Annotated in this window: 27 protein-coding genes; 14 read left to right on the forward strand and 13 right to left on the reverse strand. The window is 75.0% G+C overall.

Translation table 11 applies throughout. The annotated features are described in order from the left end of the window. Positions 1–26: 26 nt before the first annotated feature. Together ABT238_RS07365 and ABT238_RS07370 are read right to left on the reverse strand one after the other, a co-directional pair. Positions 27–356 (reverse strand): hypothetical protein, encoded by a 330-nt coding sequence (locus ABT238_RS07365; RefSeq protein ID WP_350755973.1) that lies wholly within the window; start codon positions 354–356, stop codon positions 27–29. Continuing rightward, on the reverse strand, positions 353–1237 hold the full coding sequence (locus ABT238_RS07370; protein ID WP_350559607.1) for an isocitrate lyase/PEP mutase family protein: 885 nt from the start codon (positions 1235–1237) through the stop codon (positions 353–355). Before ABT238_RS07370 ends, ABT238_RS07365 begins: the two co-directional genes overlap by 4 nt. A 426-nt stretch (positions 1238–1663) precedes the next feature. On the opposite strand from ABT238_RS07370, the gene ABT238_RS07375 reads away from it, so the two are divergent. Beyond that, on the forward strand, positions 1664–2044 hold the full coding sequence (locus tag ABT238_RS07375) for a hypothetical protein (RefSeq protein ID WP_350755975.1): 381 nt from the start codon (positions 1664–1666) through the stop codon (positions 2042–2044). A 1018-nt stretch (positions 2045–3062) separates the two neighbouring features. On the opposite strand, the gene ABT238_RS07380 is transcribed toward ABT238_RS07375, so the two are convergent. Beyond that, positions 3063–3896: a class I SAM-dependent methyltransferase gene (locus ABT238_RS07380; protein WP_502884113.1), complete on the reverse strand. Its 834-nt coding sequence runs from the start codon at positions 3894–3896 to the stop codon at positions 3063–3065. A gap of 242 nt (positions 3897–4138) precedes the next feature. Then, positions 4139–4681 (reverse strand): PadR family transcriptional regulator, encoded by a 543-nt coding sequence (locus tag ABT238_RS07385; RefSeq protein WP_350755977.1) that lies wholly within the window; start codon positions 4679–4681, stop codon positions 4139–4141. A 211-nt stretch (positions 4682–4892) separates the two neighbouring features. Here ABT238_RS07385 and ABT238_RS07390 point away from each other — a divergent pair, with 211 nt between their 5' ends. From ABT238_RS07390 to ABT238_RS07405, 4 genes are all read left to right on the forward strand, one after another. Continuing rightward, positions 4893–6284: an MATE family efflux transporter gene (locus ABT238_RS07390; RefSeq protein WP_350559619.1), complete on the forward strand. Its 1392-nt coding sequence runs from the start codon at positions 4893–4895 to the stop codon at positions 6282–6284. Between the two features lie 38 nt (positions 6285–6322). Further along, on the forward strand, positions 6323–6523 hold the full coding sequence (locus ABT238_RS07395; protein ID WP_350755979.1) for a hypothetical protein: 201 nt from the start codon (positions 6323–6325) through the stop codon (positions 6521–6523). A 20-nt stretch (positions 6524–6543) separates the two neighbouring features. Next, positions 6544–7371: a class I SAM-dependent methyltransferase gene (locus tag ABT238_RS07400; RefSeq protein WP_350755981.1), complete on the forward strand. Its 828-nt coding sequence runs from the start codon at positions 6544–6546 to the stop codon at positions 7369–7371. A 142-nt stretch (positions 7372–7513) separates the two neighbouring features. Next, a complete protein-coding gene (locus ABT238_RS07405; protein ID WP_350755983.1) occupies positions 7514–7834 on the forward strand; it encodes a hypothetical protein in 321 nt (106 codons plus the stop codon). A gap of 191 nt (positions 7835–8025) precedes the next feature. Here ABT238_RS07405 and ABT238_RS07410 read toward each other — a convergent pair whose 3' ends face one another. Beyond that, positions 8026–8694 carry a TetR/AcrR family transcriptional regulator gene (locus tag ABT238_RS07410; RefSeq protein WP_350755985.1) on the reverse strand — a complete coding sequence of 223 codons (669 nt, stop codon included), beginning with the start codon at positions 8692–8694 and terminating at the stop codon, positions 8026–8028. An 88-nt stretch (positions 8695–8782) separates the two neighbouring features. Here ABT238_RS07410 and ABT238_RS07415 point away from each other — a divergent pair, with 88 nt between their 5' ends. After that, positions 8783–8971: a hypothetical protein gene (locus tag ABT238_RS07415; protein ID WP_350755987.1), complete on the forward strand. Its 189-nt coding sequence runs from the start codon at positions 8783–8785 to the stop codon at positions 8969–8971. Positions 8972–9032: 61 nt separating this feature from the next. Here the strand turns inward: ABT238_RS07415 and ABT238_RS07420 are convergent, their stop codons facing one another. The 3 genes from ABT238_RS07420 to ABT238_RS07430 all read right to left on the reverse strand — a co-directional run bounded on the left by ABT238_RS07420 (position 9033) and on the right by ABT238_RS07430 (position 11279). After that, positions 9033–10370 carry a cation:proton antiporter gene (locus ABT238_RS07420; RefSeq protein ID WP_350559637.1) on the reverse strand — a complete coding sequence of 446 codons (1338 nt, stop codon included), beginning with the start codon at positions 10368–10370 and terminating at the stop codon, positions 9033–9035. Positions 10371–10377: 7 nt separating this feature from the next. After that, positions 10378–10863 (reverse strand): cation:proton antiporter regulatory subunit, encoded by a 486-nt coding sequence (locus ABT238_RS07425; RefSeq protein ID WP_350559640.1) that lies wholly within the window; start codon positions 10861–10863, stop codon positions 10378–10380. 236 nt (positions 10864–11099) lie between these two features. Beyond that, positions 11100–11279: an antitoxin gene (locus ABT238_RS07430; RefSeq protein ID WP_350559643.1), complete on the reverse strand. Its 180-nt coding sequence runs from the start codon at positions 11277–11279 to the stop codon at positions 11100–11102. Between the two features lie 229 nt (positions 11280–11508). On the opposite strand from ABT238_RS07430, the gene ABT238_RS07435 reads away from it, so the two are divergent. From ABT238_RS07435 to thrS, 5 genes are all read left to right on the forward strand, one after another. After that, positions 11509–12999, forward strand: a complete 1491-nt coding sequence (locus ABT238_RS07435; RefSeq protein ID WP_502884114.1) for a M28 family metallopeptidase — start codon at positions 11509–11511, stop codon at positions 12997–12999. 164 nt (positions 13000–13163) lie between these two features. Beyond that, the gene (lpdA, locus tag ABT238_RS07440) at positions 13164–14576 is read left to right on the forward strand and encodes a dihydrolipoyl dehydrogenase (RefSeq protein WP_350559646.1); all 1413 of its coding nucleotides are present in this window, start codon (positions 13164–13166) and stop codon (positions 14574–14576) included. Positions 14577–14816: 240 nt separating this feature from the next. Beyond that, a complete protein-coding gene (locus ABT238_RS07445) occupies positions 14817–15023 on the forward strand; it encodes a hypothetical protein (protein WP_350559649.1) in 207 nt (68 codons plus the stop codon). A 126-nt stretch (positions 15024–15149) separates the two neighbouring features. Beyond that, positions 15150–15881, forward strand: coding sequence for a leucine-rich repeat domain-containing protein (locus tag ABT238_RS07450; RefSeq protein ID WP_350559652.1), 732 nt, complete (start codon positions 15150–15152; stop codon positions 15879–15881). 217 nt (positions 15882–16098) lie between these two features. Next, entirely contained in the window at positions 16099–17385 is a 1287-nt protein-coding gene (gene thrS, locus ABT238_RS07455; protein ID WP_350755989.1) for a threonine--tRNA ligase, read from the forward strand. Positions 17386–17421: 36 nt separating this feature from the next. Here thrS and ABT238_RS07460 read toward each other — a convergent pair whose 3' ends face one another. Beyond that, a complete protein-coding gene (locus tag ABT238_RS07460) occupies positions 17422–17841 on the reverse strand; it encodes a VOC family protein (protein WP_502884109.1) in 420 nt (139 codons plus the stop codon). 62 nt (positions 17842–17903) lie between these two features. On the opposite strand from ABT238_RS07460, the gene ABT238_RS07465 reads away from it, so the two are divergent. Next, positions 17904–18410: a MarR family winged helix-turn-helix transcriptional regulator gene (locus tag ABT238_RS07465; RefSeq protein ID WP_350559661.1), complete on the forward strand. Its 507-nt coding sequence runs from the start codon at positions 17904–17906 to the stop codon at positions 18408–18410. 22 nt (positions 18411–18432) lie between these two features. Here ABT238_RS07465 and ABT238_RS07470 read toward each other — a convergent pair whose 3' ends face one another. After that, the gene (locus ABT238_RS07470) at positions 18433–19038 is read right to left on the reverse strand and encodes a C40 family peptidase (RefSeq protein ID WP_350755991.1); all 606 of its coding nucleotides are present in this window, start codon (positions 19036–19038) and stop codon (positions 18433–18435) included. A gap of 193 nt (positions 19039–19231) precedes the next feature. Here ABT238_RS07470 and ABT238_RS07475 point away from each other — a divergent pair, with 193 nt between their 5' ends. Next, entirely contained in the window at positions 19232–19636 is a 405-nt protein-coding gene (locus tag ABT238_RS07475) for a RidA family protein (RefSeq protein WP_350755993.1), read from the forward strand. Between the two features lie 166 nt (positions 19637–19802). Further along, complete coding sequence (locus ABT238_RS07480) at positions 19803–20522, forward strand: ScbR family autoregulator-binding transcription factor (RefSeq protein ID WP_350559670.1); 720 nt, start codon at positions 19803–19805, stop codon at positions 20520–20522. Positions 20523–20633: 111 nt separating this feature from the next. Here ABT238_RS07480 and ABT238_RS07485 read toward each other — a convergent pair whose 3' ends face one another. The 3 genes from ABT238_RS07485 to ABT238_RS07495 form a co-directional block, all read right to left on the reverse strand. Further along, positions 20634–21266, reverse strand: a complete 633-nt coding sequence (locus tag ABT238_RS07485; protein WP_350559673.1) for a maleylpyruvate isomerase N-terminal domain-containing protein — start codon at positions 21264–21266, stop codon at positions 20634–20636. 76 nt (positions 21267–21342) lie between these two features. Continuing rightward, complete coding sequence (locus ABT238_RS07490; RefSeq protein ID WP_350559676.1) at positions 21343–22410, reverse strand: TIGR03617 family F420-dependent LLM class oxidoreductase; 1068 nt, start codon at positions 22408–22410, stop codon at positions 21343–21345. 44 nt (positions 22411–22454) lie between these two features. Further along, the gene (locus tag ABT238_RS07495; protein WP_350559679.1) at positions 22455–22910 is read right to left on the reverse strand and encodes a MarR family winged helix-turn-helix transcriptional regulator; all 456 of its coding nucleotides are present in this window, start codon (positions 22908–22910) and stop codon (positions 22455–22457) included. Positions 22911–23033: the final 123 nt, after the last annotated feature.

A 23033-nucleotide genomic window follows, 5' to 3' on the forward strand; every position in this document is an offset into this window, starting at 1 on the left:
CGGTGCCCGGTGCTGACGAGCCGTGCTCATTCCCCGCCCCCCTCCTCCGGCCCCGGGAGCGTGGGCCCGGGGCCCAGCAGGCCGCTCACCAGGGCGGTGGCCCCGTCGTGGTCGCTGCCGGCCGAGCCGCGCCCGATCTGCAGGTCGGCCGTCCGGTCGACCTCGACGATCGAATCCGCCTGGGAGTTGTCGATCACCGTGATCAGGCTGCGCTCGGCGGAGGCCGCCGCCGGCGCGGTGGCGCAGCCCAGCACCGCCCAGGCCCCCGCCAGCCCGGCCACCGCGGCCCGGTGGCCCCGCCGGCCCGGGCGCTGCGCGGCGGCCGGTGGCGGGGCTCCCGGCAGGCGGAGCGTCACACGCCCACCTCCTCACGGGCCTGCGGGCGCGGGATGTTGCGCTCCAGCAGCTCGGTGGACTCGCGCACGCCGATCTCCTGCCGCTCCCCGGCGGCGGCCGGCAGCCGTCCGTCCGCCACCTTGAGCCCGGCCAGCGCCTCGTCCATCGCTTGGTGGGCGGCGAACAGACAGGGCGTGCTGTAGATGGCGACGTCCACCCCGAGCGAGCCGAGCTCGGAGAGCGACAGCCGGGGCGACTTGCCGCCGGCGATCTGGTTGAACAGCAGCGGCTTGTCGCCCACCACCCGGCGGATCCGGCGGATCCACTCCTCGCTGCGCACCCCGTCGACCAGCACCACGTCCGCGTCGGTGGCGGCGAGGGCCTCGGCCCGGCGCAGGATGTCGGCCTCCTCGGTGGCGTCCGTGCGGGCCACCACGACGAGGTCGCTGCGGGCGGCGAGGACCTGGTCCAGCTTCTCCAGGTACTCGTCCAGGGGCAGGACCTGCTTGCCGTCGGCATGGCCGCAGCGGCGCGGCCGCTTCTGGTCCTCGAGGATGATGCCCGAGGCGCCGATCCGTTCCAGCCGCCGCACCACGTGGCAGGCCACCTCGGGATCGACGTAGCCGTCGTCGATGTCGACCAGCAGGTGGTGCCGGGGGAAGGCGCCGCGCAGTCGCTCGACGAAGGCGACCATGTCCGGCCAGGCGATGAAGCCGATGTCGGGCAGGCCGTAGTAGGAGGCCGCGAAGCCGAAGCCGGAGACGAACATGCCGTCGTAGTGCGCGGCCGCGATGGAGGCGGAGTACATGTCGTAGACACCGATGAGCGGGGTCGTTCCCGGGGCGGCGATCCGCTCGCGCAGCCGCTGCCCGTAGCCGTCGTGAAGGTTCCCGTGACGCAACGCCATCTCCTCGTCTGCCAGGGACCCGTGCGGGACATGCACGGTCCTTTGCCATAAGTTGGCCATTCCCAGGGCCAACTGAGACGCCATCACTATGCGCTCTTTAATGTTCCGTGGGCAAATCTTTAAAGGAAGTTCCCTCGCCAGGGTGAATGCGGTCATATGGTTCTGATTAATCAGATGAATTCGTGACCGCGCCGAGAGGCCTCAGTGCCCCGGGGCGTCGCCCGTGGTCCTGGGCGGTGTCCTGGCGGTCCCGTGATGGGCATGGGCATGAAGGATGATGGGACTGCTCCTGCCGGTGGGCGGGAGGGCCGTGAGCTGCACCGTCGGCGGCGTCGAGAGGAGCGGGTGTGATGTCCGGAGAGGTGGGGACCCCCGTGCCGAGGGGGGTGGGCGCTGGTCGGGCGTTCCTCGGAACTGGCGGTGCTGCGGGCCTGCGCCGAGCAGAGCCGTGCCGGGGAGGCGCGCTGTGTGGTGGTGCGCGGGAGCGCCGGCCCCGGTGCCGTCGACGAGGTCGACGAGGTCGACGCCGCACGGCGCCGGATCCACGCCGCCGCGGGCCCGGAGGCCCTGCACGTGGCGGTCCTGGAGGCCACCCCGGCCGCGGAACTGGTCCGGCTGCGCACCGGCGCGGCCCGGCTGCTCAACGACGAGGGCCCCCGGCCATGGAGGTGGCGGCCCACCTGCTGTCGTTGCCCCGGCTCGACGAGGGGTGGATGCGCGGCGTGCTGCGCGACGCGGCCGGGCGGGCACGGCGGCACGACGACCGGTCCGAAGCGGCCCCGTACCTGCGACGGCTGCTGACGGACGAGAGCGACGAGCGCGGTCGCGTGCGCACCGGGCTGGAACTGGCCGGCGCACTGGCCGCCACCGACCCCGAGGCCGCGCTGGACACCTTACGGAGCCTGCTGGACCGCACCGCGGACGCCCGGCCGCGGGCCTCGGTCGCGCTGCAGTTCGGGATGACCGCGCAGGCCGTCGGCCGCCCGGCGCTCACCGTGCTCTCGCGCGCCCGCGACACGCTGCGCGCCGCCCTGGGCCCCGACGGCGACGAGGCCGGATGTGACCTGTACCGGCGGATCGAGTCGGCCGTCCTGTCCGCCGGACTGCACGAGAAGCCCGCGCCCGCCGCCGTGCGGGAGCGGGCGCGCGCCGCCGTGGCGCGGGAGCCCGCCGGGACCGCCGAGGGCGGCAGCCTGCTCGTGCGGGCCCGGCTGAGCGCCGTGGAGGGCGCGTCCGCCCGCGAGGTCGTCGACCTCGCGGCCCGGGCCATGGGCGCCGCGGGCCCCGGTGTCCCGGACTGGACGCGGGTCCAGGCGGCCGTGCTGTTCCACCTGGCCGACGAGCCCGGCCGGGCGCTGGAGACGCTGGAAGCGGCGATGGCGGACGGCAGCGGATGCCTGCCCCGGTGGTGGCCACTGGCGGAGCGGTCGACGGTGCGTCACCGGCTCCGCGACATCCCCGCGTCAGCGTGCCGTGCCGCACCCCGGGTGCGACGGCACCGAGCGGCACCACCCCGCAGAACAGCGCTGCCAGAAGCCCCCGGCCGCCCCCGGCCCGGCCGCCCGCGGAGTGCGCGCCGACGACCAGCGGCAGGGCGGTCACCGGGGGACGGGCGCCGGCGCCTCGCTGATGACGCGCGTCGCCCGTCTCGCGTGGCGAGGGGGCGGCGGAGGGCGGGGCCCGGGCGGAACGGAGGCGCTCACCGGAGGCCGCGGAACGGCCGGTGCCCGAGAGCGGTGGCGGGTCGGTGCACGGCCGACCGACGACCGGGCGCCGACCGCCCGCCCCGTCCGAGCCGGGCCGGGCGCGAAGCCCCAGGTCAGCGCGGTGCGGTGGCCCCGTCCGACCGGGCGCCCCGCCGTTCCCGGACCGCCCGCAGCCCCCGGCGCACGGCCCGGGTGGCCGCCGGGGGCAGCAGGTCCAGCAGCACACGGCGCGGACCCGAGCGCGGCGGCGCCGGCCGCACGGCGTTGTTCAGCCGCAGTACCCGGTACCCCGCGATCGCGTCCTCGTCGACCGTGAACCCCTCGGCCCGCCAGTCCCGGGCCAGCAGGGCCTCGCGGACCGGCTCCGGATCGCCCCACGTCCCGTAGAACTTCATCGGCGTCAGCAGCACCGGCCGCAGCCCGCCGGTGAACACCGCCTGCCAGACCGCCGCCGACACGCCCGGGGTGTGCTCCGAGCGGTAGTCGTCCAGCACCACCAGCCCGTCCTCGGCCAGGGCCTGCCGCGCGACCTCGATGTCCCCGGTCACGTGCTCGTAGAGGTGGGAGGCGTCGACGTGGACGAAGCGGCAGCTGCCGGCCGGGATCCGGCCGTCGGCCAGCACGGAGGTCGGCGCCTGCACGATGGTCGGCAGCTCCGGGTGGAACGCCAGGTAGTTGGCCTCGAACCCGCGTCTGGTCAGCGTCGACCGGTAGGACATCGTCATCTCGGCGTCGTTGTCGGCGTCGCCCGCCTCGGAGTCGAACAGGTCGCAGACCGTCAGGCGCTCGTCCGGCCGCAGGTGGTCGCCGAGCAGGACGGCGCTGCGCCCCAGGTAGCTGCCGAGTTCGAGGATGTCGCCGCTGAGCCCGGCCGCGCTCTGGGCGGTGAGCAGGTGGCGGAACGCCTCCTGGTCGAGCTCGAAGAACCAGCCGGGAATGTCCGTCACACGGGTGACGGGAACGGGCGCGTCGGCGGCGGGCCGGGTGGATGCGGGCCGGTCGGCGGCGGCGGTCTCGGCACTGGGCACGGCGGTCTCCCTCGGGACGGGACGGAGTTCGCGGGTGGGCCCGCGACCTGGTCACGCGCGGCGGTGCCGTGGTACCGGACGGATCGGCCGTGGTGTGTGGCGGCTCATCATAGCCACGCCGCACCGGTTCGGAACCCCGGCGGAGCAGGGGTTTTCCCCGCTCAGGCGTTCGGTGCCGCGCGCTCCAGTTCGGCGATGGTCTCCGTCAGCCACGCCCGCTCGGCCGCCCCGGAGGCGCGGGCGACCAGCAGCATGCCCCGCCGGAACGGGTTGGGCTCGCGCTCGGCGGTGACCGGCCGGCCCTCGGTGTCGTAGAAGAAGCTGCTCGGTGCCTCCAGGAAGGCGAGCCGGCGCCGCAGCACCGCGGCCTGCCGGGCTGGGTCGGCCAGTCGGTCCAGGAAGGCCGCGACGGTGAAGAAACGAATCTGGTCGGAGATCTCGACCTCCTCCGGATCGGTCAGCCGGCGTTCCAGCTCGGCCCGCCCCTCGGCGGTCGGCTCCAGGACCTGGCGGGGGACGGCCCCGCTGCCCGGCTCGCTGCGCCGCCGCAGCAGGCCGGCCTTCTCCAGGCGGGCGATGGCGGGGTAGAGGGCGCCGTCGCTGACCGGCCGGACGTGGCCGGTCAGGCCGGTGATCCGGGACTTCAGCTGATAGCCGTGCAGCGGTTCGTCGTACAGGAATCCGAGGATCGCGAGCGTCAGCACCGTCGAGGCCCTCCCGTCGTCGTGGCGTTTCCGTCCGATCCGGCGAGCGCGCCCCGTGCACCGCGCGCCCTCGTGCGGAGGAATCCTACCTCTTGTCGAGGTGCATCGATTCGAGGTATCTCTATTCGAGGCGCAGCGCCGGATCCGGCGCTGCGCGGGGACCGCGGCGCCAGCGGGCGGGACCACGGGGACGGACAACGGGGGAGGAACCATGCGGGGGCATCTGCCACGGCTCGTCGCACTGGCGGGACCGGTCTACGGCGAGCTGCTGTCGGGGGTGGTCGCGTCGGTCGTCGGCACCTTCTGGGTGGCCGGGCTGGGCGGACCGGCGGTCGCGGCCGTCACCCTGGCCGGCACCGTGGAGAACGTCCTGCTCGGCCTGGTCCTGGTGGTCTCCTCGGGGGTGACCGTGCGACTCGCGCGGGCCCACGGCGCCGGGGACCGGGACGGGGCCGGGCGCGTCGCCCGCGCCGCCTGGCGGCTCTGCGCCCTGGGCGGCCTCGCCCTCGCCGTCCCCGGCTTCCTGCTCCGTCAGCGGCTCGCCGAAGCCTTCCTGGACGGCGAGGCCGCCGCGCTCGCCGCCGACTGGTTCTCCGTGGCCTTCCCGGCCTTCGTGCTGTTCTTCGGCCAGCGCGTCGCCGACGAGCTGTTCAAGGGCGTCGGCGACACCCGGACCCCGATGCGGGCCGCGCTGCTCTCCAACGCCCTGCTGCTCGTCCTGGACCCGCTGTTGATCCTCGGACCCGGTCCGTTCCCCGCGCTCGGCGTCACCGGCGCCGCGCTCGCACTGGCCGCCTCCCGGGCGGCCGCCCTCGCGGTCACCCTGCTGCTCCGGCGACGCCGCCGGCTGCCTGCTCCGGCGGGCGGGCTGTGGTCCGAGGCGCGGGCGATCACCGCCACCGGAGCGCCGTTCGGCCTGGACTTCACCGCGCGGATGGGCGTCGGGGCGGCGCAGCTCGCGCTGGTCTCCTCCTTCGGCGTGTCCGCCGTGGCCGGGTACGGGGTCGGCTACCGCGTCCTGCTGGTCGTCACCATGGCCTTCTACGCCGTGCGGCAGGCCGCCGCGATCGAGGCCGCCCGGCTGACCGGGGCCGCCCGCCCGGCGGGGACCGGCTCCGCCGAGGCCGTGCGCTCCCTCGGGCGTGACGTCGCCCGGCTGGCCGCCGCCCTCGGCACGGGCGCCGCGGTGCTCTGCGCGACGGCCGCGGTGCCGGTCGCCGCCCTGTTCACCGACGACCCGGCGGTGGCCGGCCAGGCGGTCGGCTTCCTGCGGATGGCCGGCCTCTACCTGCTGCCCTACGCGCTGGTGGTCGCCCTCGGGGGCGTCCACCAGGCGACCGGCGCCGGCCGGCCGCTGGTGCTCGCGGTGCTGTTCGGCCTCGCCGCCCAGCTCGGCTGCGGCGCCGCGCTGTCGGCTCCGCTCGGCGTCCACGGCCTCTGGGCCGGAATGGCGCTCGGGGCCGTCGTCCAGCTCGCCCTGCTCCGTCTCCTGCTGCCCCGCCCCCGACCGGCGGCCGCGACCGCCGTGGCCGCCGGAGCCGCCCACGGCCTTCCTGAACGGGCGTCAGAAATTCGCTTGAGCGATCGAAAGGCACCCGCCTGACCTGCACACGATCGATCTCCGAAACCGAAGGTGGAGCCATGGAGCTGGGCAGTCGTCACACCGCCCTGATCGGTGCCGCCACCGCCGCGCTCGCGGCCGCCGCGGTGGTGAGCGGCATCAGCGCGGTCCAGGAGTCCGCCACCGCGCCCGGCATCGTCGTCGAGGCGCACATGGCCATGCTCGGCCAGGCCGGCGACGGCCCGGACGGGCTCGCCGTCCAGGACCACATGGCGCTCTGACCTGCCACCGGACACCGCCCGTGACCGAGACGAGGGTGCGGCCCGAACGTCCCGGCGACCAACCGGGCGGCACCGCCGGCCCCGGCGACCCCACCGCCCTGATGGTCGCCGGAACGGCCGAGCGGCTGATCCGCCTCTGGGCGGGCCGCACCGAGCTGTACCACCCCGGCTGGGGCCGGCCCGTCCGGCAACTCGGCGACCTGCTGCCCGCGCAGGACGTCGAGTTCGCCGCGCACAACCCGCAGATGGTGCCGTTGCTGTGGTATCCCGCGCTGCGCCACGGCAGCCGGGCGCGGCCGGTGGTCGAGGTGTTCGACCACCTCCCCGCCGAACGCGGCCCGCCGCTGCCCCGGCGCCAGGAGCTGTCCCGGGTCTACAGTTGGGCCCTGGCCTCCCGCACCGCCGTGGAATGGATCGCCGACCGCCTCGACGGCCGCGGCCTGCTGGAGGTCGGCGCGGGCAGCGGCTACTGGGCCTGGCTGCTGCGGGCCCGTGGCCTCGACGTGCTGGCCACCGACGTCGAGGCCCGTACCGAGCGCAACGGGTTCACCGACAGTTTCCGGTACACCGAGGTCCGCCCCGGCCGGGCCGCCGAGGACGCCGCCGCCCACCCCGGCCGGGTGCTCGCCCTGCTCTGGCCTCCGCACCGCGACCCGATGGCCGCCGAGACCCTGCGCGCCGACCGGGGCCCGGGCCTGCTCTACCTCGGCGACCGCCCCGGCGGCATGTGCGCCGATCCGGCGTTCTTCGCCGAAATCGCCGCCCACTGGCGGCCCGTGTCCCACTGCCCCCTCACCCTCCGCTGGCTCGGCAACCGCGACACCGCCACCTTCTGCACCCGCCGCTGAACCACCGCGCGGGCGCACGGCGCGGGTCCTCCGGAGGGTGGTGGAGGTCCTGGCCTGACGTGTTCCTGCGAATGGCCGGTTACCGGGGTGGATCGTACGGGAACCGTTGGCGGAGTCCCAACCCCATCGAGGAGGTCCTCCCATGAGACGACTGCTGTGCGTGGCCGGTGCCGTTGCCACGGTCCTGTGCCTGACCGGCGTCGGTGCCGCCGCCGCTCTCGACACGGACGCGAACTGGCCCGCCGCCGCTGCGGACGCCACCTGGCCCACCGCCGGAACGGACGGCAAATGGCCGGCCCCCGCCACGGATTCGAACTGGTCCGCCGCCGCCCCGAATCCGAACTGGTCCGCCGCCGCGGATCCGAGCTGGCTCGCCTTCGGCAAGGACGCGGGCTGGCCCGTTGTCGGCACGGACGCTCAAGGGCCGGCGGCCGACGCGCCCGACGGTGGATCGGCGGGGTGATCCGGGGCGACGAGCCGGACGGGGACGCGTCGAACGTGCTCGCCCGTTCCTGCGACGGCGCCACCCGGGGCCGCTGACCGGCGTGGCCCCCGCTCGGCCCGGCTGCGCAACCGCGGCCGGGCCGGGCCGTTCCGCGGCCGACGGGGCCCGGCCGCCGGCGGCGGCACCTGGCGGCTCCGGGTCGGCCCGGCTCAGCGGGGCGCCGGGCCGAGGTTGGCGTCGAGGGTGGCCCGCAGGACGGGTTCGAGGTCGTCGCTCCCGGTCGCGAGACCGAGGCTGCCCCAGGCGCGGAGCTGGGCGAGGCCGTGCAGGTTGGCCCAGAGGGCGGCCGCGACCGCCGTCGGCGAAGGGGCGTCGCCGTCGGTGGGCGGGTGGACGGCGGCGACCAGTCGGGTGAGCGCCTCGAACAGGGGGAGCGAGGTGCTCCGCAGCTCGGTGCCGCTGCCCTCCAGGACGTCGTGGCGGAACATCAGCTCGAACATCCCCGGCCGGTCGGCCGCGAAGGCGAGGTAGCCGCGGGCGAGCCGTTCGAGCCGGTCGCGCGCCTCGGCGGGCCCGTGGACGGCGAGCGCCTCCCGTGCACCGCGTTCCCGTGCACCGCCCTCCCGTGTGCCGTTGTCCCGCGCGCCGCCGTCCCGGAGGCCGAGGGCCTCGGCCAGTTCGCCGAAGCCGTGCCCGGCGATGGCCGCGAGCAACTCGGCGTGGCTGGCGAAGTGGCGGCGCGGCGCGCCGTGCGAGACGCCGGCCTGGCGGGCGATCTCGCGCAGGGTGAGCGCGTGCACGCCCTCCCGGGCGAGCAGCTCGACCCCGGCCGCGACCAGGCGGGCGCGCAGGCCGGTGGTGGTGTCCCGTGAGGTCATGGAACGTGTCTATCAAGATCGAGTAGACACTGTCTACTCGTGTCCGCGCCTCTCGCGCCGGTGGCCGTCCGGCGGGCACAATCGCGGCATGGACGAGGGCGGCGAACCGGCCTGCTGGCTGGACCGGGTCTGCGACGAGTGCGGGCGGCTGCGCGAGCGGTCCGGCCCCGGCCCCTGCGAGCACTGCGGCAGCGGCGCGCCCGCCGTCGGGGTGCCGGCGGCGGACGGCGGGCGGGCCGAGGACGGACGAAGCCCCCAGGGGGACCACCCGGGGTGACCCGCCCGGGGGCAGGGTGTCCGGCCGGCGCGCGGGCGCGCCGTTCAGGAACCGCTCGGCATCAGCGCGACAGGCCGTCGACCGGCTGGCCGGACTCGTCGTCCAGCGGGTCCTCCACCGGCTCCGCGCCGTCCGCGCTCGCGCCGTCGGCCCCGGCGTCCGTGCCGGTGCCCACGTCCGTGCCCGCGCCCGTGCTCTGCGCGGGAATGCGCGCCTCGGGCGTCCAGGGACGGCGGCGCCGGGCGAGGACGGCGCCCAGGCGCTCCACCGCCGGCTGGGTGTAGCGGGCGGCCAGCGGGCCGGTGACCACCAGGATCAGCACGTACGCCGTGGCCAGCGGGCCGAGGCCGGGCTCGATCCCGGCGGTGACGGCGAGCCCGGCGATGACGATGGAGAATTCGCCGCGTGACACCAGCGCCCCGCCGGCCCGCCACCGGCCGCGGGTGGCGATCCCGGCGCGGCGGGCCGCCCAGTAGCCGGTCGCGACCTTGGTGAGCGCGGTGACCACGGCGAGCAGCAGGGCCGGGAGCAGCACCGGCGGGATGCTGGTCGGGTCGGTGCTGAGGCCGAAGAAGACGAAGAACACCGCGGCGAAGAGGTCCCGCAGCGGGCTGAGCAGGGTGTGCGCTCCCTCGGCGGCCTCGCCGGAGAGCGCGATGCCCACCAGGAACGCGCCGACCGCCGCCGACACCTGGAGCTGCTGCGCGATGCCCGCGACCAGCAGGGTCAGCCCGAGCACCACCAGCAGCAGCTTCTCCGGGTCGTCGTGGGAGACGAACCGCGAGATCAGCCGGCCGTAGCGGAGCGCGACGAAGAGCACCGCGCCGGCGGTGGCGAGCGCGATGGCCAGGGTGACGGAACCCGCGACCAGGCCGGCCCCGGCCAGCAGGGCGGTGAGGATCGGCAGGTAGACGGCCATCGCGAGGTCCTCCAGCACCAGGATGCTGAGGATCACCGGGGTCTCCCGGTTGCCGAGCCGGCCGAGGTCGCCGAGCACCTTGGCGATCACGCCGGACGAGGAGATCCAGGTGACGCCGGCCAGCACCACGGCGGCCACCGGGCCCCAGCCGAGCAGCAGCGCGGCGACCGCGCCGGGTATCGCGTTCAGCAGGAAGTCGACCGCGCCGGCCGGGTACTGGGCCTTGAGGTTGGTGACCAGGTCGGCGGCGGTGTACTCCAGACCCAGCATCAGCAGCAGCAGGACGACGCCGATCTCGGCGCCGGTGGCCACGAACTCCTCGCTGGCGCTCAGCGGCAGCAGGCCGCCGGTGCCGAAGGCGAGGCCGCCGAGCAGGTAGAGCGGGATCGGTGAGAAGCCGTAGCGGCCGGCGATCCGGCCGAGCAGGCCGAGGACGAGGATGACCGAGCCGAGCTCGATGAAGACGGTGGCGGTGTGCACCCCCCGATCACCCCCGCTCCAGGATCGCCGCCGCCGCGTCCACACCCTCGCGGGTGCCGATCACGATGAGCGTGTCGCCGCCCGCCAGCCGGAAGTCCGGGGCGGGGGAGGGGACGGCGCCGGTGCGCCGCAGCACGGCGACGATCGAGGCGCCGGTCTCGGTGCGCATCCGGGTCTCGCCGAGCAGCCGCCCGTTCCAGTACGAGGCGCCGTCCACCGGGAGCCGCTCGGCGACCAGGCCGAGGTCGGTGGTGTGCAGCATGGCCGGGTTGTGGTGGGCCGGGGTCAGGGCGTCGACCAGGGCGGCGGACTCCTCGGCGGTGAGCCGGAAGGCCTGCGAGCAGGCGTCCGGGTCGTCCGAGCGGTAGACGTTGAGACTGCGTGAGCCGTCCCGGTGGGCGATCACGGACAGGTGCCGCTGTTCTCGGGTGGTGAGGTCGTACTGGACGCCGACACCGGGAAGCGGGGTGGTCCGGACACGGGCGATCGACACGGCGGCTGTCCTCTCGTCAGGGGGCTCCCAGGAGGCTGCGCGCGACGCGGGCGCGCAGGAGCACGGGGACGCCGGCGCCTGACCGCGTGTGAGACGCGAACGCGCAACCGGACTAATAGTAATGAGTGTGTAAAGTCTGAAAATAGAGCCCGGCCCGTGGGCGCACGGGAAGCGCGCACACGAACCGGGGCGGCGGGCCGGACTGCGTGACGGCCCGCGTGAGGGAAGGGGGCGGGCTACTGCGGCGGGCGGTCGTCGCGCAGCTGGTCCTTGAGCTTCTCCTGGCCCGTGTCGACCTGGCCGCTGTACTTGCCCTGCGTACGTTCGTCGACCATGTCGCCGGTCTTGTCGACGCCCTTCTCGGCCTGGTCCTCATGGCCCTTGAGCATGTTCTTGAGCTTATCCAGCATGGACATGTGGTCACACTCCCGGATGAGACGGCCCCACCTCTCCCAGCATCGCCGCACCGGGGGGTGTCCGCATCCGGTCAGCTTGGGCACCGGGGTTGGCAAGGGATCGGGGAGCATGTCAAATCGGGAGTCCCACGGACCGTCGGAAGGACAAGCCTTGAACGCTCGGACCGGTCGCCCGGCCGCCATCCTCCGCCCCCACGCCGCCCCCACCCGCCGCACCGCGGGCGCCGCGCTGGCGGTGGCGGCGCTGGTGACCCCGCTGCTGCTGGTCGGCACCGGCAGCGCCGCCGCCGACCCGGACCCGGCCCGCAAGGGCGCCAGGCTGGCCACCCGTTTGGCGCAGGAGAGCAGCGCGGAGGACGCCCACGAGACCCTCCAGGCGCTCCAGCGGATCGCCCGCCGCAACGGCGGCAACCGGGTGGCCGGCTCGGCCGGCCACGACCAGTCCGCGCGCTACGTGTACGAGCAGGCCCGCCGGGCCGGGCTCAAGGTCTCCAAGCAGGAGTTCGAGTACACGTTCTTCCAGGAGCTGTCCGAGCGGCTCTCGGTGGTCTCCCCGCAGGCCGAGGACATCGCGATCAAGGCGATGACCTACTCGGCCGGCGGACCGGAGGGCGGCCTGACCGCCGCCCTCGCGGTCGTCCCGGTCGACGCCACCACCGGCTGCGAGGCCGCCGACTACGCCCCCGGCGCGTTCACCGGCCGGATCGCGCTGATCCGGCGCGGCGGCTGCGGCTTCGCGGTCAAGCAGGCCGCGGCGGCGGACGCGGGCGCCCTCGGCGCGGTGATCTACAACAATGTCGAGGGCGACCTCAACGGCACCCTCGGCGAGCCCGGACTCGGGCGGATCCCGACCGGCGGCGTCTCCCAGGCCGCCGGGCAGGCGCTCGCGGCGAAGGCGGCGGCCGGCCCGGTCACCGTCGCCCTGGACATCCGCACCTTCATGGAGAAGCGCACGACCTGGAACGTCATCGCCGAGACCCGCGGCGGCGACCCCGCCAACACCGTCCTGATCGGCTCGCACCTCGACTCGGTGCTGGCCGGCCCCGGCATCAACGACAACGGCTCCGGCTCGGCCGGCATCCTGGAGGTCGCCAGGAACCTCGCCGACCACCCGGTGAAGAACAAGGTCCGGTTCGCCTGGTGGTCCGCCGAGGAGTTCGGCCTGCGCGGATCCGCGGCCTACGTGAAGTCGCTCTCCGAGGCCGACCGGAAGAAGATCAAGCTCTACCTGAACTTCGACATGATCGCCTCGCCCAACTCCGCGCAGTTCGTCTACGACGGCGACGACTCCGACCACGTGGGATCCGGCCCCGGCCCGGACGGCTCCGCGCAGCTGGAGCGGCACATCACCGACTACCTCGACCGGCGCGGCCTGCCGCACGAGGGCACCGACTTCACCGGCCGCTCCGACTACGGTCCGTTCATCGACGCGGGCATCCCGGCCGGCGGCACCGACACCGGCGCCGAGGTGATCAAGACCCCCGCCCAGGCCGCGAAGTACGGCGGGACGGCCGGCCAGGCCTTCGACCCCTGCTACCACAAAGCCTGCGACGACCTGAGGAACCTGGACATGACCGCCTTCGACGTCAACATCGACGTCATCGCGGACTCGGTGGGCACCTACGCCTGGGACCTCTCCTCGCTGCGCGCCCCCGTCACCCCGCAACGCACCGAGGGCGGCGGCCTCCAGGAGGGCCACGCGCACGAGGTCGACGCCTGACCCGGCCCGGCCCGGCCCCCCGCCCCCGCACGGTGGGCGCGGGGGCCGGGCCGGCAACCCGGTCGGACCTGCGACGGCGGGGGTCCGATGGGTGCGCGGGGCAGTGGCCTGACACCATGGCACCGAGATCACGACACCGTGACACCCTCGGAGGAGTCAGCACCATGAGCAGCACGCACTACGACGTCGTCGTCCTCGGCGCCGGCCCCGGAGGCTACACCGCGGCCGTCCGCTCCGCCCAGCTCGGCCTGAAGGTCGCCGTCGTCGAGTCGAAGTACTGGGGCGGGGTCTGCCTGAACGTCGGTTGCATCCCCTCCAAGGCCCTGTTGCGCAACGCGGAACTCGCGCACATCGTCACCAAGGAGGCCAAGACCTTCGGCATCAAGGTCGAGGGCCAGGTGACCTTCGACTACAGCGAGGCCTTCAAGCGCAGCCGCACCGTCGCCGACGGCCGCGTCAAGGGCGTCCACTACCTGATGAAGAAGAACGGCATCACCGAGTACGACGGCCGCGGCACCTTCGTCGACGATCACACCCTGCAGGTCGCCCTCAACGGCGGCGGCTTCGAGGTCGTCACCTTCGATCACTGCGTCATCGCCGCCGGTGCCACCACCCGGCTGCTGCCCGGCACCAGTCTGAGCGAGCGCGTGGTCACCTACGAGGAGCAGATCCTCACCGAGGACCTGCCCGGCAGCATCATCATCGCCGGCGCCGGCGCGATCGGCGTCGAGTTCGCCTACGTGCTGCACAACTACGGCGTGCAGGTCACCATCGTCGAGTTCCTCGACCGGATGGTCCCGCTGGAGGACGCCGAGGTCTCCGCCGAGCTGGCCAAGCAGTACCGCAAGCTCGGCATCCAGGTGCTCACCTCGACCCGGGTCGACTCCATCGACGACAAGGACCCGGCCGCCAAGGTCAAGGTCACCGTCACCGCCAAGGACGGCCAGCAGCAGGTGCTGGAGGCCGACAAGGTGCTCCAGGCGATCGGCTTCGCCCCGCGCGTGCACGGCTACGGCCTGGAGAACACCGGGGTCAAGCTGACCGAGCGCGGCGCGATCGCGGTCGACGGCCGCGGCCGGACCAACGTCCCGCACATCTTCGCCATCGGCGACGTCACCGCCAAGCTGATGCTGGCGCACGCCGCCGAGGCGATGGCCGTGATCGCCGCCGAGACCATCGGCGACGCGCAGACCATGGAGGTGGACTTCGCCATGATCCCGCGCGCCACCTACTGCCAGCCGCAGATCGCGAGCTTCGGCTACACCGAGGCGCAGGCCCGTGACCTGGGCCACGACGTCAAGGTCGCCAAGTTCCCGTTCACCGCCAACGGCAAGGCGCACGGCCTCGGCCACCCGACCGGCTTCGTCAAGGTCATCTGCGACAACACCCACGGCGAGCTGCTCGGCGCCCACCTGATCGGGCCCGAGGTCACCGAGCTGCTGCCGGAGCTGACGCTGGCCCAGCAGTGGGACCTCACCGTGCACGAGGTCGCCCGCAACGTGCACGCCCACCCGACCCTCGGCGAGGCGGTCAAGGAGGCCATCCACGGACTGGCCGGCCACATGATCAACATGTGATCGCACCTTCCGGTGCCGGGCCCGTCCGGCGGGGGACCACCCCCGCCGGACGGGCCCCTCGCGTTTCCCCTCCCGCTCCCACCCGCCCGGTGACACGGTTCGTCAAGGTGCCGTCAAAGCGGGCCGGATCCGCGTAGCCCGTGCGTCAAGAGCCGGTGCCTTCGGCCGTCGGCGGGGATGGACTGGAGCATCGGGCGGGACCGTCCGAGGCCCCCGCCGCGACCGGAAGGACACCACACCATGCCCGAGGACCGGACGCTCACCGACGACACCCGCCACGACCGGCCGTCCGACGCCGCGCGGGAGACCGTGCTCCGCCGCCCGCCGGGCGTCACCCTCCTCGCCCCCCGGCCCTGCGCCGGTACAACGGCGGGCCCGGAGCCCGTGGCCCAGGAGCGCCGCCCGGCCCCCGCGCACTGCCGCTACGCCGTGTCCTACGAGGACTGACCGCCCGCCGGCCCGCCCCCGCGCACCCCCTCCCGCCCTGTTCCGACCAGGAGCACCGTGTGACGACCACCCTGACCCCCCGCCGGTGCCGGCCAGCGGGACGGAGCCGTGCGGCAGGATGACCGGGTGACCGACACCATCCTCAACCTCTGGCGCCAGCACCTCGGGACCGTGCCCGACGGGGTCTGGGACCGCACCGACCTCACGGTGCTGGTCCTCGCGGACACCGGCATCACCGAAGTCCCGCCCGCGGTCGGCCGGTTGCACCGGCTGCGCACCCTCGACCTCGGGCACAACCGGATCACCGCCGTCCCGGAGGAGATCGGCGACCTCGGCGGCCTCACCGACTTCCTCTACCTGCACGACAACGCGCTCACCGCGCTCCCGGCGGCCCTCGGCCGGCTCGCCGCGCTGCGCTACCTCAACATCGGCGAGAACCGCCTCGCCGAACTCCCCGACGCCCTCGGCGCGATGGCCGGCCTGGTGGAACTCCGCGCCCAGCACAACCGGCTGACCGCGCTGCCCGGATCGCTCGGGGGCCTGCGCGCGCTGCACGAACTCTGGCTGCGCGGCAACGCGCTGACGGCCCTGCCGGACTCCTTCGCCGGCCTCGCCGAACTGCGCGAGCTCGAACTGCGCGAGAACGCGTTCACCGAGGTGCCGCCGGTGCTGGCCGGCCTTCCGCTGCTGCGCCGGCTCGACCTGCGCGGCAACCGGATCTCCGCCCTGCCGGACTGGCTCGCGGACCCGGTGGCGCTGCCCGCGCTGGAGAAGCTGGACCTGCGCTGGAATCCGGTCGAGCCGCCCCCCGCGCTGCTCGCGGCCCTGGTGGCGCGCGGCGTCCGGGTCCTGCACTGAGGGCGCCCGGGGCGGCCCGCGGGGAAAGCCGCTCGCCCGCGCGGGCGCCGGGCTGCTAACGTCGTTCCCATGAAGCGCGCCGCAGCCGTCCTCACGACGACGCCGGAGAGAGTCCCGGCGCGCTGACTGCTGATCTAGTCCGAAGCCCCGGGGCGAGTGCCCCGGGGCTTCGCCGTACCGGTCCACTCGCCCGCCGACCCGAGTGGAGACCACCGCCATGAGCAGCAACCCCGTCGCGGCCGGGGCCGCGCCCGCACCGGCCCCCGACCACCGCCGGCTCGGCCGGGAACTCGAACTCTTCGACACCGACCCGCTGATCGGATCCGGCCTCCCGTACTGGCTGCCCGACGGCGCGGCGATCCGGCACGCCCTGGAGGAGTTCATCCGCGGCCGCGAGCGCCGCGCCGGCTACCGCCACGTCTACTCGCCGGTCCTCGGCAAACGCGAGCTGTACGAGATCTCCGGCCACTGGCAGCACTACCGCGACGACATGTTCCCGCCGATGGACCTGGGCGCCGAGCAGGTCGTGCTGCGCCCCAGCCTCTGCCCGCACCACGCCCTGATCTACCGCTCGCGCGCCCGCAGCCACCGCGAACTCCCGCTGCGGATCGCCGAGCTGGGCGGCATGTACCGCTCCGAGCTGTCCGGCGTGCTCGGCGGGCTGACCCGGGTGCGGGCCATCCAGCTGAACGACGCACACGTCTTCTGCACCCCCGAGCAGGCCGCCGACGAGGCGGTGGCCGCCCTGGAGCTGATCGGCGAGGCGCACCGCGCCCTGGGCATCCGGCCGGTGCGCCACCGGCTCTCGCTGCCGGGCGCGGGCGGCAAGTACGTGGCCGACCCGGCGCTCTGGGAGCGGGCCACCGCGCTGCTGACCGAGGTGCTGCGGCGCTCCGGGGTGCCGTTCGAGGCGGTGGAGGGGGAGGCGGCCTTCTACGGCCCGAAGATCGACGTCCAGATCGCCGACGCGGCCGGACGCGAGTCCACCCTCTCCACCGTGCAGATCGACTTCCACCAGCCGGAGCGGTTCGGCCTGCGCTACACCGGGCCGGACGGTGCCAAGCACCGGCCGGTGATGGTCCACCGCAGCGTCATCGGCAGCGTCGAACGGGTGGTCGCCCACCTGATCGAGCTGTACCGCGGAGCCTTCCCGGCCTGGCTGGCGCCGACCCAGCTGGTGCTGCTGCCGCTGTCCGAGGGGGAGCGGGAGCAGGCCGAGCGGGTGCGCGGGCACTGCCTGGACCTCGGGCTGCGGGTCGAGGTCGCCGGACCCGAGCGGGGCAGCCTCGGCGCCCGGATCCGGGAGGCGCGGCTGGTCCCGTACCAGGCGGTCATCGGGCCCCGGGAGGCCGTCGGCGGCCTGCTCGCGCTGCGCCTGCGCGACGGCCGCCGGCTCGACCCGCTGCCGGCGGGGGAGGCCCTGGCCCGGATCGGCGCGCTGGTCGGCGCCTGCGCGCCGGACCTGTGGGACGGGCCGGAGGCCGCCGGCGGCGAGCTGGGGTGATGGCGGCCGGGGTCCGCGCGGGCGGCCGGCCGGGCATCAGTACGACTGGAGCTCGACCAGCCGGCCCTCCGGGTCGCGCAGATGGGCGGTGCGCAGGCCCGGGCCCCACTGCGGGCGGTCGGCGGGGCCGGTGACCGGCGCGCCGCCGTGCCGCAGGCAGCGGGCGAAGGCCCGGTCGACGTCGTCGACGCGCAGGACCAGCACCGTGTCGTCCTGCGCGCCGGCGCCCGGCCCCGAGGGCGGCGCGGCGGTGCCGACGGCGGCGGCCAGCCGCCCGCGGTCGAACAGCGAGAGCAGGGCCTGGCCGCCGAGGTCCCAGGTGGCGTACGGGCCCTCGGGGGAGCCCTTGACCAGTGCCGCGCCGGTCAGCGGCGGCAGGACGGCGTCGTAGAAGCCGAAGCAGGCGGGGAAGTCGGCGACGAGCAGGCGGGGGTACAGGGCGTCCAAGGCGGGCATCCTCGACTCGACGACAATAGTGGGTCGGCACCCACTATAGGGGCAGACCCTAGACTCGTCCCATGCCCTCCGAGGAATCCACCGTCACCGCCCCGGCGCCGGACGGCGCACCGCCCGCCCCGTCGGCCCTGGCGACCCCACCGACCCTGCTGGAGTTCAGCACCTACCTGCTCTCCCGCACCGGCAAGGCGGTCCGCGGCCGGCTGGCCGAGCGGCTCGCCCGCCGGGGGCTGCGGCTGTGGGACATGGCGGTGCTCGCCGTGCTGGCCGACTTCGGTCCGCACGCGCAGCGCGAACTGGTCCGCCGGCTGCGGGTGGACCCCAGCGACATGGCCAAGGTCGCCGACCGGCTGGCCGCCGACGGCTACGTCGAACGGGCCCGCGACACCGCGGACCGCCGCCGCGTCGTGGTCACCGTCACCGACGCCGGCCGGGCGCTGCTCGCCGAGCTGTGCGCCGAGGCACGGGACGTGCAGGACGAGGTGCTGGCCCCGCTGAGCGCGGCCGAACGGCAGGTCCTGCACGACCTGCTCGGCCGCGTCCACGCGCACCTGCCGGGAGCCCCCTGAGAGCGCGGCGCCGCCCGGCCGCTCAGCCGAGCGGCAGCGGGCGCCGGGCGCCGGCGAACTCGCGGGACCAGCGGGGGACGTCGAACACGCCCTCCAGGCGGGCGACCAGGGTGCCGGTGTGCTCGGCGTGGATCATCGCGCCGTCGCCGGCCCACAGGCCCACGTGGTGCAGCGGCGCGTCGGGGCGGGAGAAGAACAGCAGGTCCCCGGGGAGCAGCGCGGACCGCTCCACCGGGGCCGAGCGGTGGTACTGGGCGACGGTGTAGTGCGCGAGCTCGACGGCGCCGGCGCTCGCCCGGTACCAGCAGTACAGCGACAGCCCGCTGCAGTCGTAGCCGACCGTGCTCTCGCCCAGGCACTGGCCGTCCAGGTAGCCGTTCTCCTCGTCGCAGAAGCCGAGGCTCGCGCCGAGGCGGTCCCCGCCGCCCCAGGCGTACGGCACCCCGATCTGCGCGGCGGCCACGGCGGCCACCCGGCGGCCGAGCGCGAGGTGCTGCTCCGGGCCCCCGGCGGCGTCCGCGGCCGAGGCGGCGGGCCCGGCGCCCAGGGCGGGGGCGAGTCCCGCGCCCAGCGCGAGCCCCAGCAACCGGCGGCGGCCCCAGGTCCTGGTGAGGTGCGGGAACGGCACGTGAGCCCCCTCGGTCGTCGGCGAACCACCAGGATCCCGGCCGGGGCGGGCACCCGCCATCACCCGCACCGGTGAATTCGGCGGCGGCGGGCCCCGGGCCGCCGGGGCCGGCGCCCGGAAATGGATTGACGGTCCGGCGGGCGATCCCAACGATGGGGCGCGGTACGACCGAACGACCATCCGGGAGGGACCCATGAGCACTGCCGTCCGACTGATCCGCAACCACCGGCTCACCCAGGCCGTCGACTACGCCTACGCGGCCTCCGTAGAGGCGCCGGTCCGCTCGCTCTGGCTGGCCGGAGCCTGCCCGCTGGACGCCGAGGGGCGCACCGTCGCGGTGGGCGACTACGCCGGCCAGGCCCACCAGGTGATGCGGAACCTGATCACCGTCCTGGAGGACGAGGGCGCCGCGCTCACCGACCTGGTGCGCACCACGGTGTACGTCGCCTCCTCCCGGCAGGCGGACCTGGTGGCCGTCTGGGACGTCTACCGCGCGTACCTCGGCGAGCACGACGTGCCGAGCACCCTGCTCGGCGTCTCCGTGCTCGGGTACACCGACCAGCTCGTCGAGGTCGAGGCGGTCGCCGTGCTGGGCTGACGCCCGGGGCCGGGGCGCCGGTCCGCTCCCCGGACGGCACGATCGGTATTCTGTGACGCCTCGTGTGCGGGCTCCGCCGGGGAGCGCCCCCGGCCGGACCGGCCGCCCCGGGTAAGATACGGGCTGTTTGGTTTTGTTTCGGTGTGTGTGGGTGGGGGTGGTCGTGGTGGCGCGACAGGAGCGGGCGCTGCGGACGCGGCGGCTGATTCTGGAGGCCGCGGCCTCGGTGTTCGACGAGTGCGGATACGAGCGGGCGACCATCGGCGAGGTGGTCGCCCGGGCCGGCGTCACCCGGGGCGCCGTCTACTTCCACTTCGCGTCCAAGCGGGACCTGGCCCAGGGCGTCATCGAGGAGCAGTTCGAGGCCGAGGCCGTGCCGGAGCGCCCCTGCAAGCTGCAGGAGTTCGTGGACACCGGGATGGTGGTCACCCACCTGGCGCCGATCGACCCGCTGGTCAGCGCCGGGGTGCGGCTCTCGGTCGACCAGGCCGCGGAGGGCCACCTGGGCTTCGACGCCGCGCCGGGGTGGATCGCCCGGCTGGAGCGGCTGCTGATCGCCGCGGGCGAGCGGGGCGAGCTCCTGCCGCACGTGGTCCCGGCCGACACGGCCGGGCTGATGACGGCGTCGTGGGTGGGCGTGCAGCTCCAGTCCCAGCGCTTCACCGGCCGCGCCGACCTCGCCGAGCGGGTCGCCACGCTCTACCGGCACCTGATGCCGAGCATCGCCGTCCCCGGGGTGCTCGCCTGCCTCGACCTCGCCCCGGACCGCGGCGCGCGGGTCCACGCCGAGATGACGGCCGCGCGCCGCGAGGCCGAGGCGCAGGAGACGGACGAGGCGGACGGGACGGCCGCCCCCGACGGCGGGGCCGGAGCGAGCGCCGAATGATGCGGCGCGTCCGGTTTCCCCGGACACCCGGCCCGTCGCGCCGCGACTACGCGGCGTAGTCGCCGCCGTCCGGTCCGTCGGAAAGACGGTTCCCCGGCCCCCGGCGGACCGTCAGCGGATCACCGGCAGCACGGCATTGCCGGTCCTCCCGGCCGCCGCCTCGATGAACTCCACCGGATCGGCCACCTCCGCCAGCAGGGCGCGGGTGGCGTCCAGCGCCGCCGGCGGGGGCGGCGGACCACCGACCGCCGCCGTCAGGTCGAGCAGGTGGACGGTCGCCTCCATCACCGCCACCTCGGTCAGCGCGCCGAGCGTCACGGTGTCCAGCAGGGGGTGGGCGATCACCGTCTCCGGCGACCGGTCGGCGATCCAGGCCAGTACCTGCGAACCGTCCTCGGCGAACCGGGCGACCAGGGCTCGCGGACCGAGCGCCGCCGCCACCTCCCGGGCGCCGTCCGCGATCGTCCCGGCCGCCGTGTGCGCGACCCCGCCGGGCCGGTTGTAGGCGCGCAGCACGGCGGAGCCGCGGTCCACCGCCGCCGGGCGGTCGTCGACCACGGCCCCGTTCAGCTGGGCGAACAGGTCCGGCGTGGCGGCCACGTGCGCGTACAGGTCGCGCACCGCCCAGCCGGGCAGCCGGGTGCTCCGCCCCCACTGCTCGGCGTCGAAGGCCGCACCGCGCTCCGCCCAGCTCGTCCACAGGTCGGCCAACACCCGGTGCGGCTCGGTCTCCTGTCGTCCCATCAGCAGGCTCCTCCCTCAACGGTGTACGGATGTCCGTCCACGGTAGGACACGGCCGCCGGGAACCCGTGGCCAGGGTCAGCGGGACGCGGGCCGGTCCAGCGCGCGCAGCGCGTCCAGCACGTCCAGCCCGAGGTCCGGCGCGGCGTCCTCCGGCAGGCTGACCGAGACCCGGGTGGCCAGACCCGCGTACCGGCGGTGGATCTCCCGGGCGGCCTCCTCGACCGTGCCCGTGACGGCGAAGGTGTCGAGCACCCGGTCGTCGATCAGTGCCGCCATCTCGGGCCAGCGGCCGCGCACCGACAGGCGGTGCAGCTCCTCGTGCAGTTCCTCCCAGCCGTGCAGGGCCAGCACCGGACGGTAGGCGGGCGTGGAGGCGTAGAAGGCGAGCCGTTCGCGGACGGCCGCCAGAGCGGCGCGCAGCTCCTCCTCGGTGCGCCCGGTGGCGGTGAGCACGCTGCCGACGACCTCGAACGGCCGCCCGGTCCAGGCCGCGCCCCCGGCCTCGGCCCGCCCGCGCTCCTCGGCGAGCGCCGGCAGCACCTGCCGGGTCAGGTAGTCGACCGAGGTGAACGGGTGGCTGAGGAAGCCGTCCGCCACCGCGCCCGCGGTGCGCACCATCAGCGGGCCGACGCCCGCCAGCAGGATCCGCGGCACTCCGGCGGGGACCGGGTCGGGGGAGAAGACCGGCGTCATCACCGTGTGGGTGTAGAAGTCGCCCCGGAAGCGCAGCCGTTCACCGGTCTGCCAGCTGTGCCAGATCGCCCGGACCGCGTGCACGTACTCGCGCATCCGGGCGGCGGGCCGGTCCCAGGGCATCCCGAAGCGCTTCTCGATGTGCGGCTTGACCTGCGAGCCGAGTCCGATCACGGCCCGCCCGCCGGAGGCCGCGTGCAGTCCCCAGGCCTGGTAGGCGAGGGTCATCGGGGTCCGGGCGAGGGCCACCGCGACCCCGGTGGCCAGTTCGATGGAGCTGGTGCGGTCGGCGGCGCGGGCCAGCTGCAGGAACGGGTCGTAGGCGGTCTCGGAGACCACCAGCCGGTCCGCGCCGCGCCGTTCGGCCCGTTCGGCGGCGTCCAGGATGCGGGCCGGGTGGGCGGGGGCGAGCGCGTCGAGGAGGAGGGCGGGGGCCTGGGGGCGGTCCATGGGGCGGGCTCCTGGTGGGCGGCGGGTCCGACGGGGGCGTGGTGTCAGGGGCGGGGCCAGGGCCGCCCGTCGAGCCGCTCGATCCCGGTGTTGAAGCGCCGCAGGTACGCGGCGAAGGCCTGGACGTCCTCGGCGGGCCAGTCGTCCATCACCTGGCCGAGGGCGTGGGCGTGCGCCGCGCGGTCCTCGTCGAGCCGCCGGTCGCCCTCCTCGGTGATCCGGAACTTGCGGGCCAGCCCGCCCTCCGGGTCGGGGATCCGCTCGACCAGCCCGGCCCGGGTCATCGCGGCGGTCTGCCGGTTGAGGGTGGACGCGTCGAGCCCGAAGGCGTCGCTGAGCTCGCCGATCGACATCGGGCCCTGCACCCGGATCCGGCTGAGCAGGATGTACGCGCTGCGGTCGAGCCGGCTGCCGTGCGGCCGGGCGCCGGCCGGACTCAGATAGTGGTGCCGGCTGAGCACCATGTACTCGAACGCCACCTCGTCCGTGGGTCCGCTCATGACGTCGTCCTTCCCGTCCCTGGCTCCGGCGCCCTGACCTGCGGTGTTTGCGCACAGTATGGCAGGGGTGCGCGCACCGGAGCCTATGTGCATCGTACATATCATGTGTACTATGCATATCCG

Source organism: Kitasatospora sp. NPDC001527, assembly GCF_040298605.1.
GTDB lineage: Bacteria > Actinomycetota > Actinomycetes > Streptomycetales > Streptomycetaceae > Kitasatospora.

Coding starts and splice junctions, on each gene's coding strand:
- ABT238_RS07390 (WP_350559619.1), top strand. CDS start 4,893: ATGCGGGGGCATCTGCCACGGCTCGTCGCACTGGCGGGACCGGTCTAC.
- ABT238_RS07395 (WP_350755979.1), top strand. CDS start 6,323: ATGGAGCTGGGCAGTCGTCACACCGCCCTGATCGGTGCCGCCACCGCC.
- ABT238_RS07405 (WP_350755983.1), top strand. CDS start 7,514: ATGAGACGACTGCTGTGCGTGGCCGGTGCCGTTGCCACGGTCCTGTGC.
- ABT238_RS07410 (WP_350755985.1), bottom strand. CDS start 8,694: ATGACCTCACGGGACACCACCACCGGCCTGCGCGCCCGCCTGGTCGCG.
- ABT238_RS07415 (WP_350755987.1), top strand. CDS start 8,783: ATGGACGAGGGCGGCGAACCGGCCTGCTGGCTGGACCGGGTCTGCGAC.
- ABT238_RS07430 (WP_350559643.1), bottom strand. CDS start 11,279: ATGTCCATGCTGGATAAGCTCAAGAACATGCTCAAGGGCCATGAGGAC.
- lpdA (WP_350559646.1), top strand. CDS start 13,164: ATGAGCAGCACGCACTACGACGTCGTCGTCCTCGGCGCCGGCCCCGGA.
- ABT238_RS07445 (WP_350559649.1), top strand. CDS start 14,817: ATGCCCGAGGACCGGACGCTCACCGACGACACCCGCCACGACCGGCCG.
- thrS (WP_350755989.1), top strand. CDS start 16,099: ATGAGCAGCAACCCCGTCGCGGCCGGGGCCGCGCCCGCACCGGCCCCC.
- ABT238_RS07460 (WP_502884109.1), bottom strand. CDS start 17,841: ATGCCCGCCTTGGACGCCCTGTACCCCCGCCTGCTCGTCGCCGACTTC.
- ABT238_RS07465 (WP_350559661.1), top strand. CDS start 17,904: ATGCCCTCCGAGGAATCCACCGTCACCGCCCCGGCGCCGGACGGCGCA.
- ABT238_RS07475 (WP_350755993.1), top strand. CDS start 19,232: ATGAGCACTGCCGTCCGACTGATCCGCAACCACCGGCTCACCCAGGCC.
- ABT238_RS07485 (WP_350559673.1), bottom strand. CDS start 21,266: ATGGGACGACAGGAGACCGAGCCGCACCGGGTGTTGGCCGACCTGTGG.
- ABT238_RS07490 (WP_350559676.1), bottom strand. CDS start 22,410: ATGGACCGCCCCCAGGCCCCCGCCCTCCTCCTCGACGCGCTCGCCCCC.
- ABT238_RS07495 (WP_350559679.1), bottom strand. CDS start 22,910: ATGAGCGGACCCACGGACGAGGTGGCGTTCGAGTACATGGTGCTCAGC.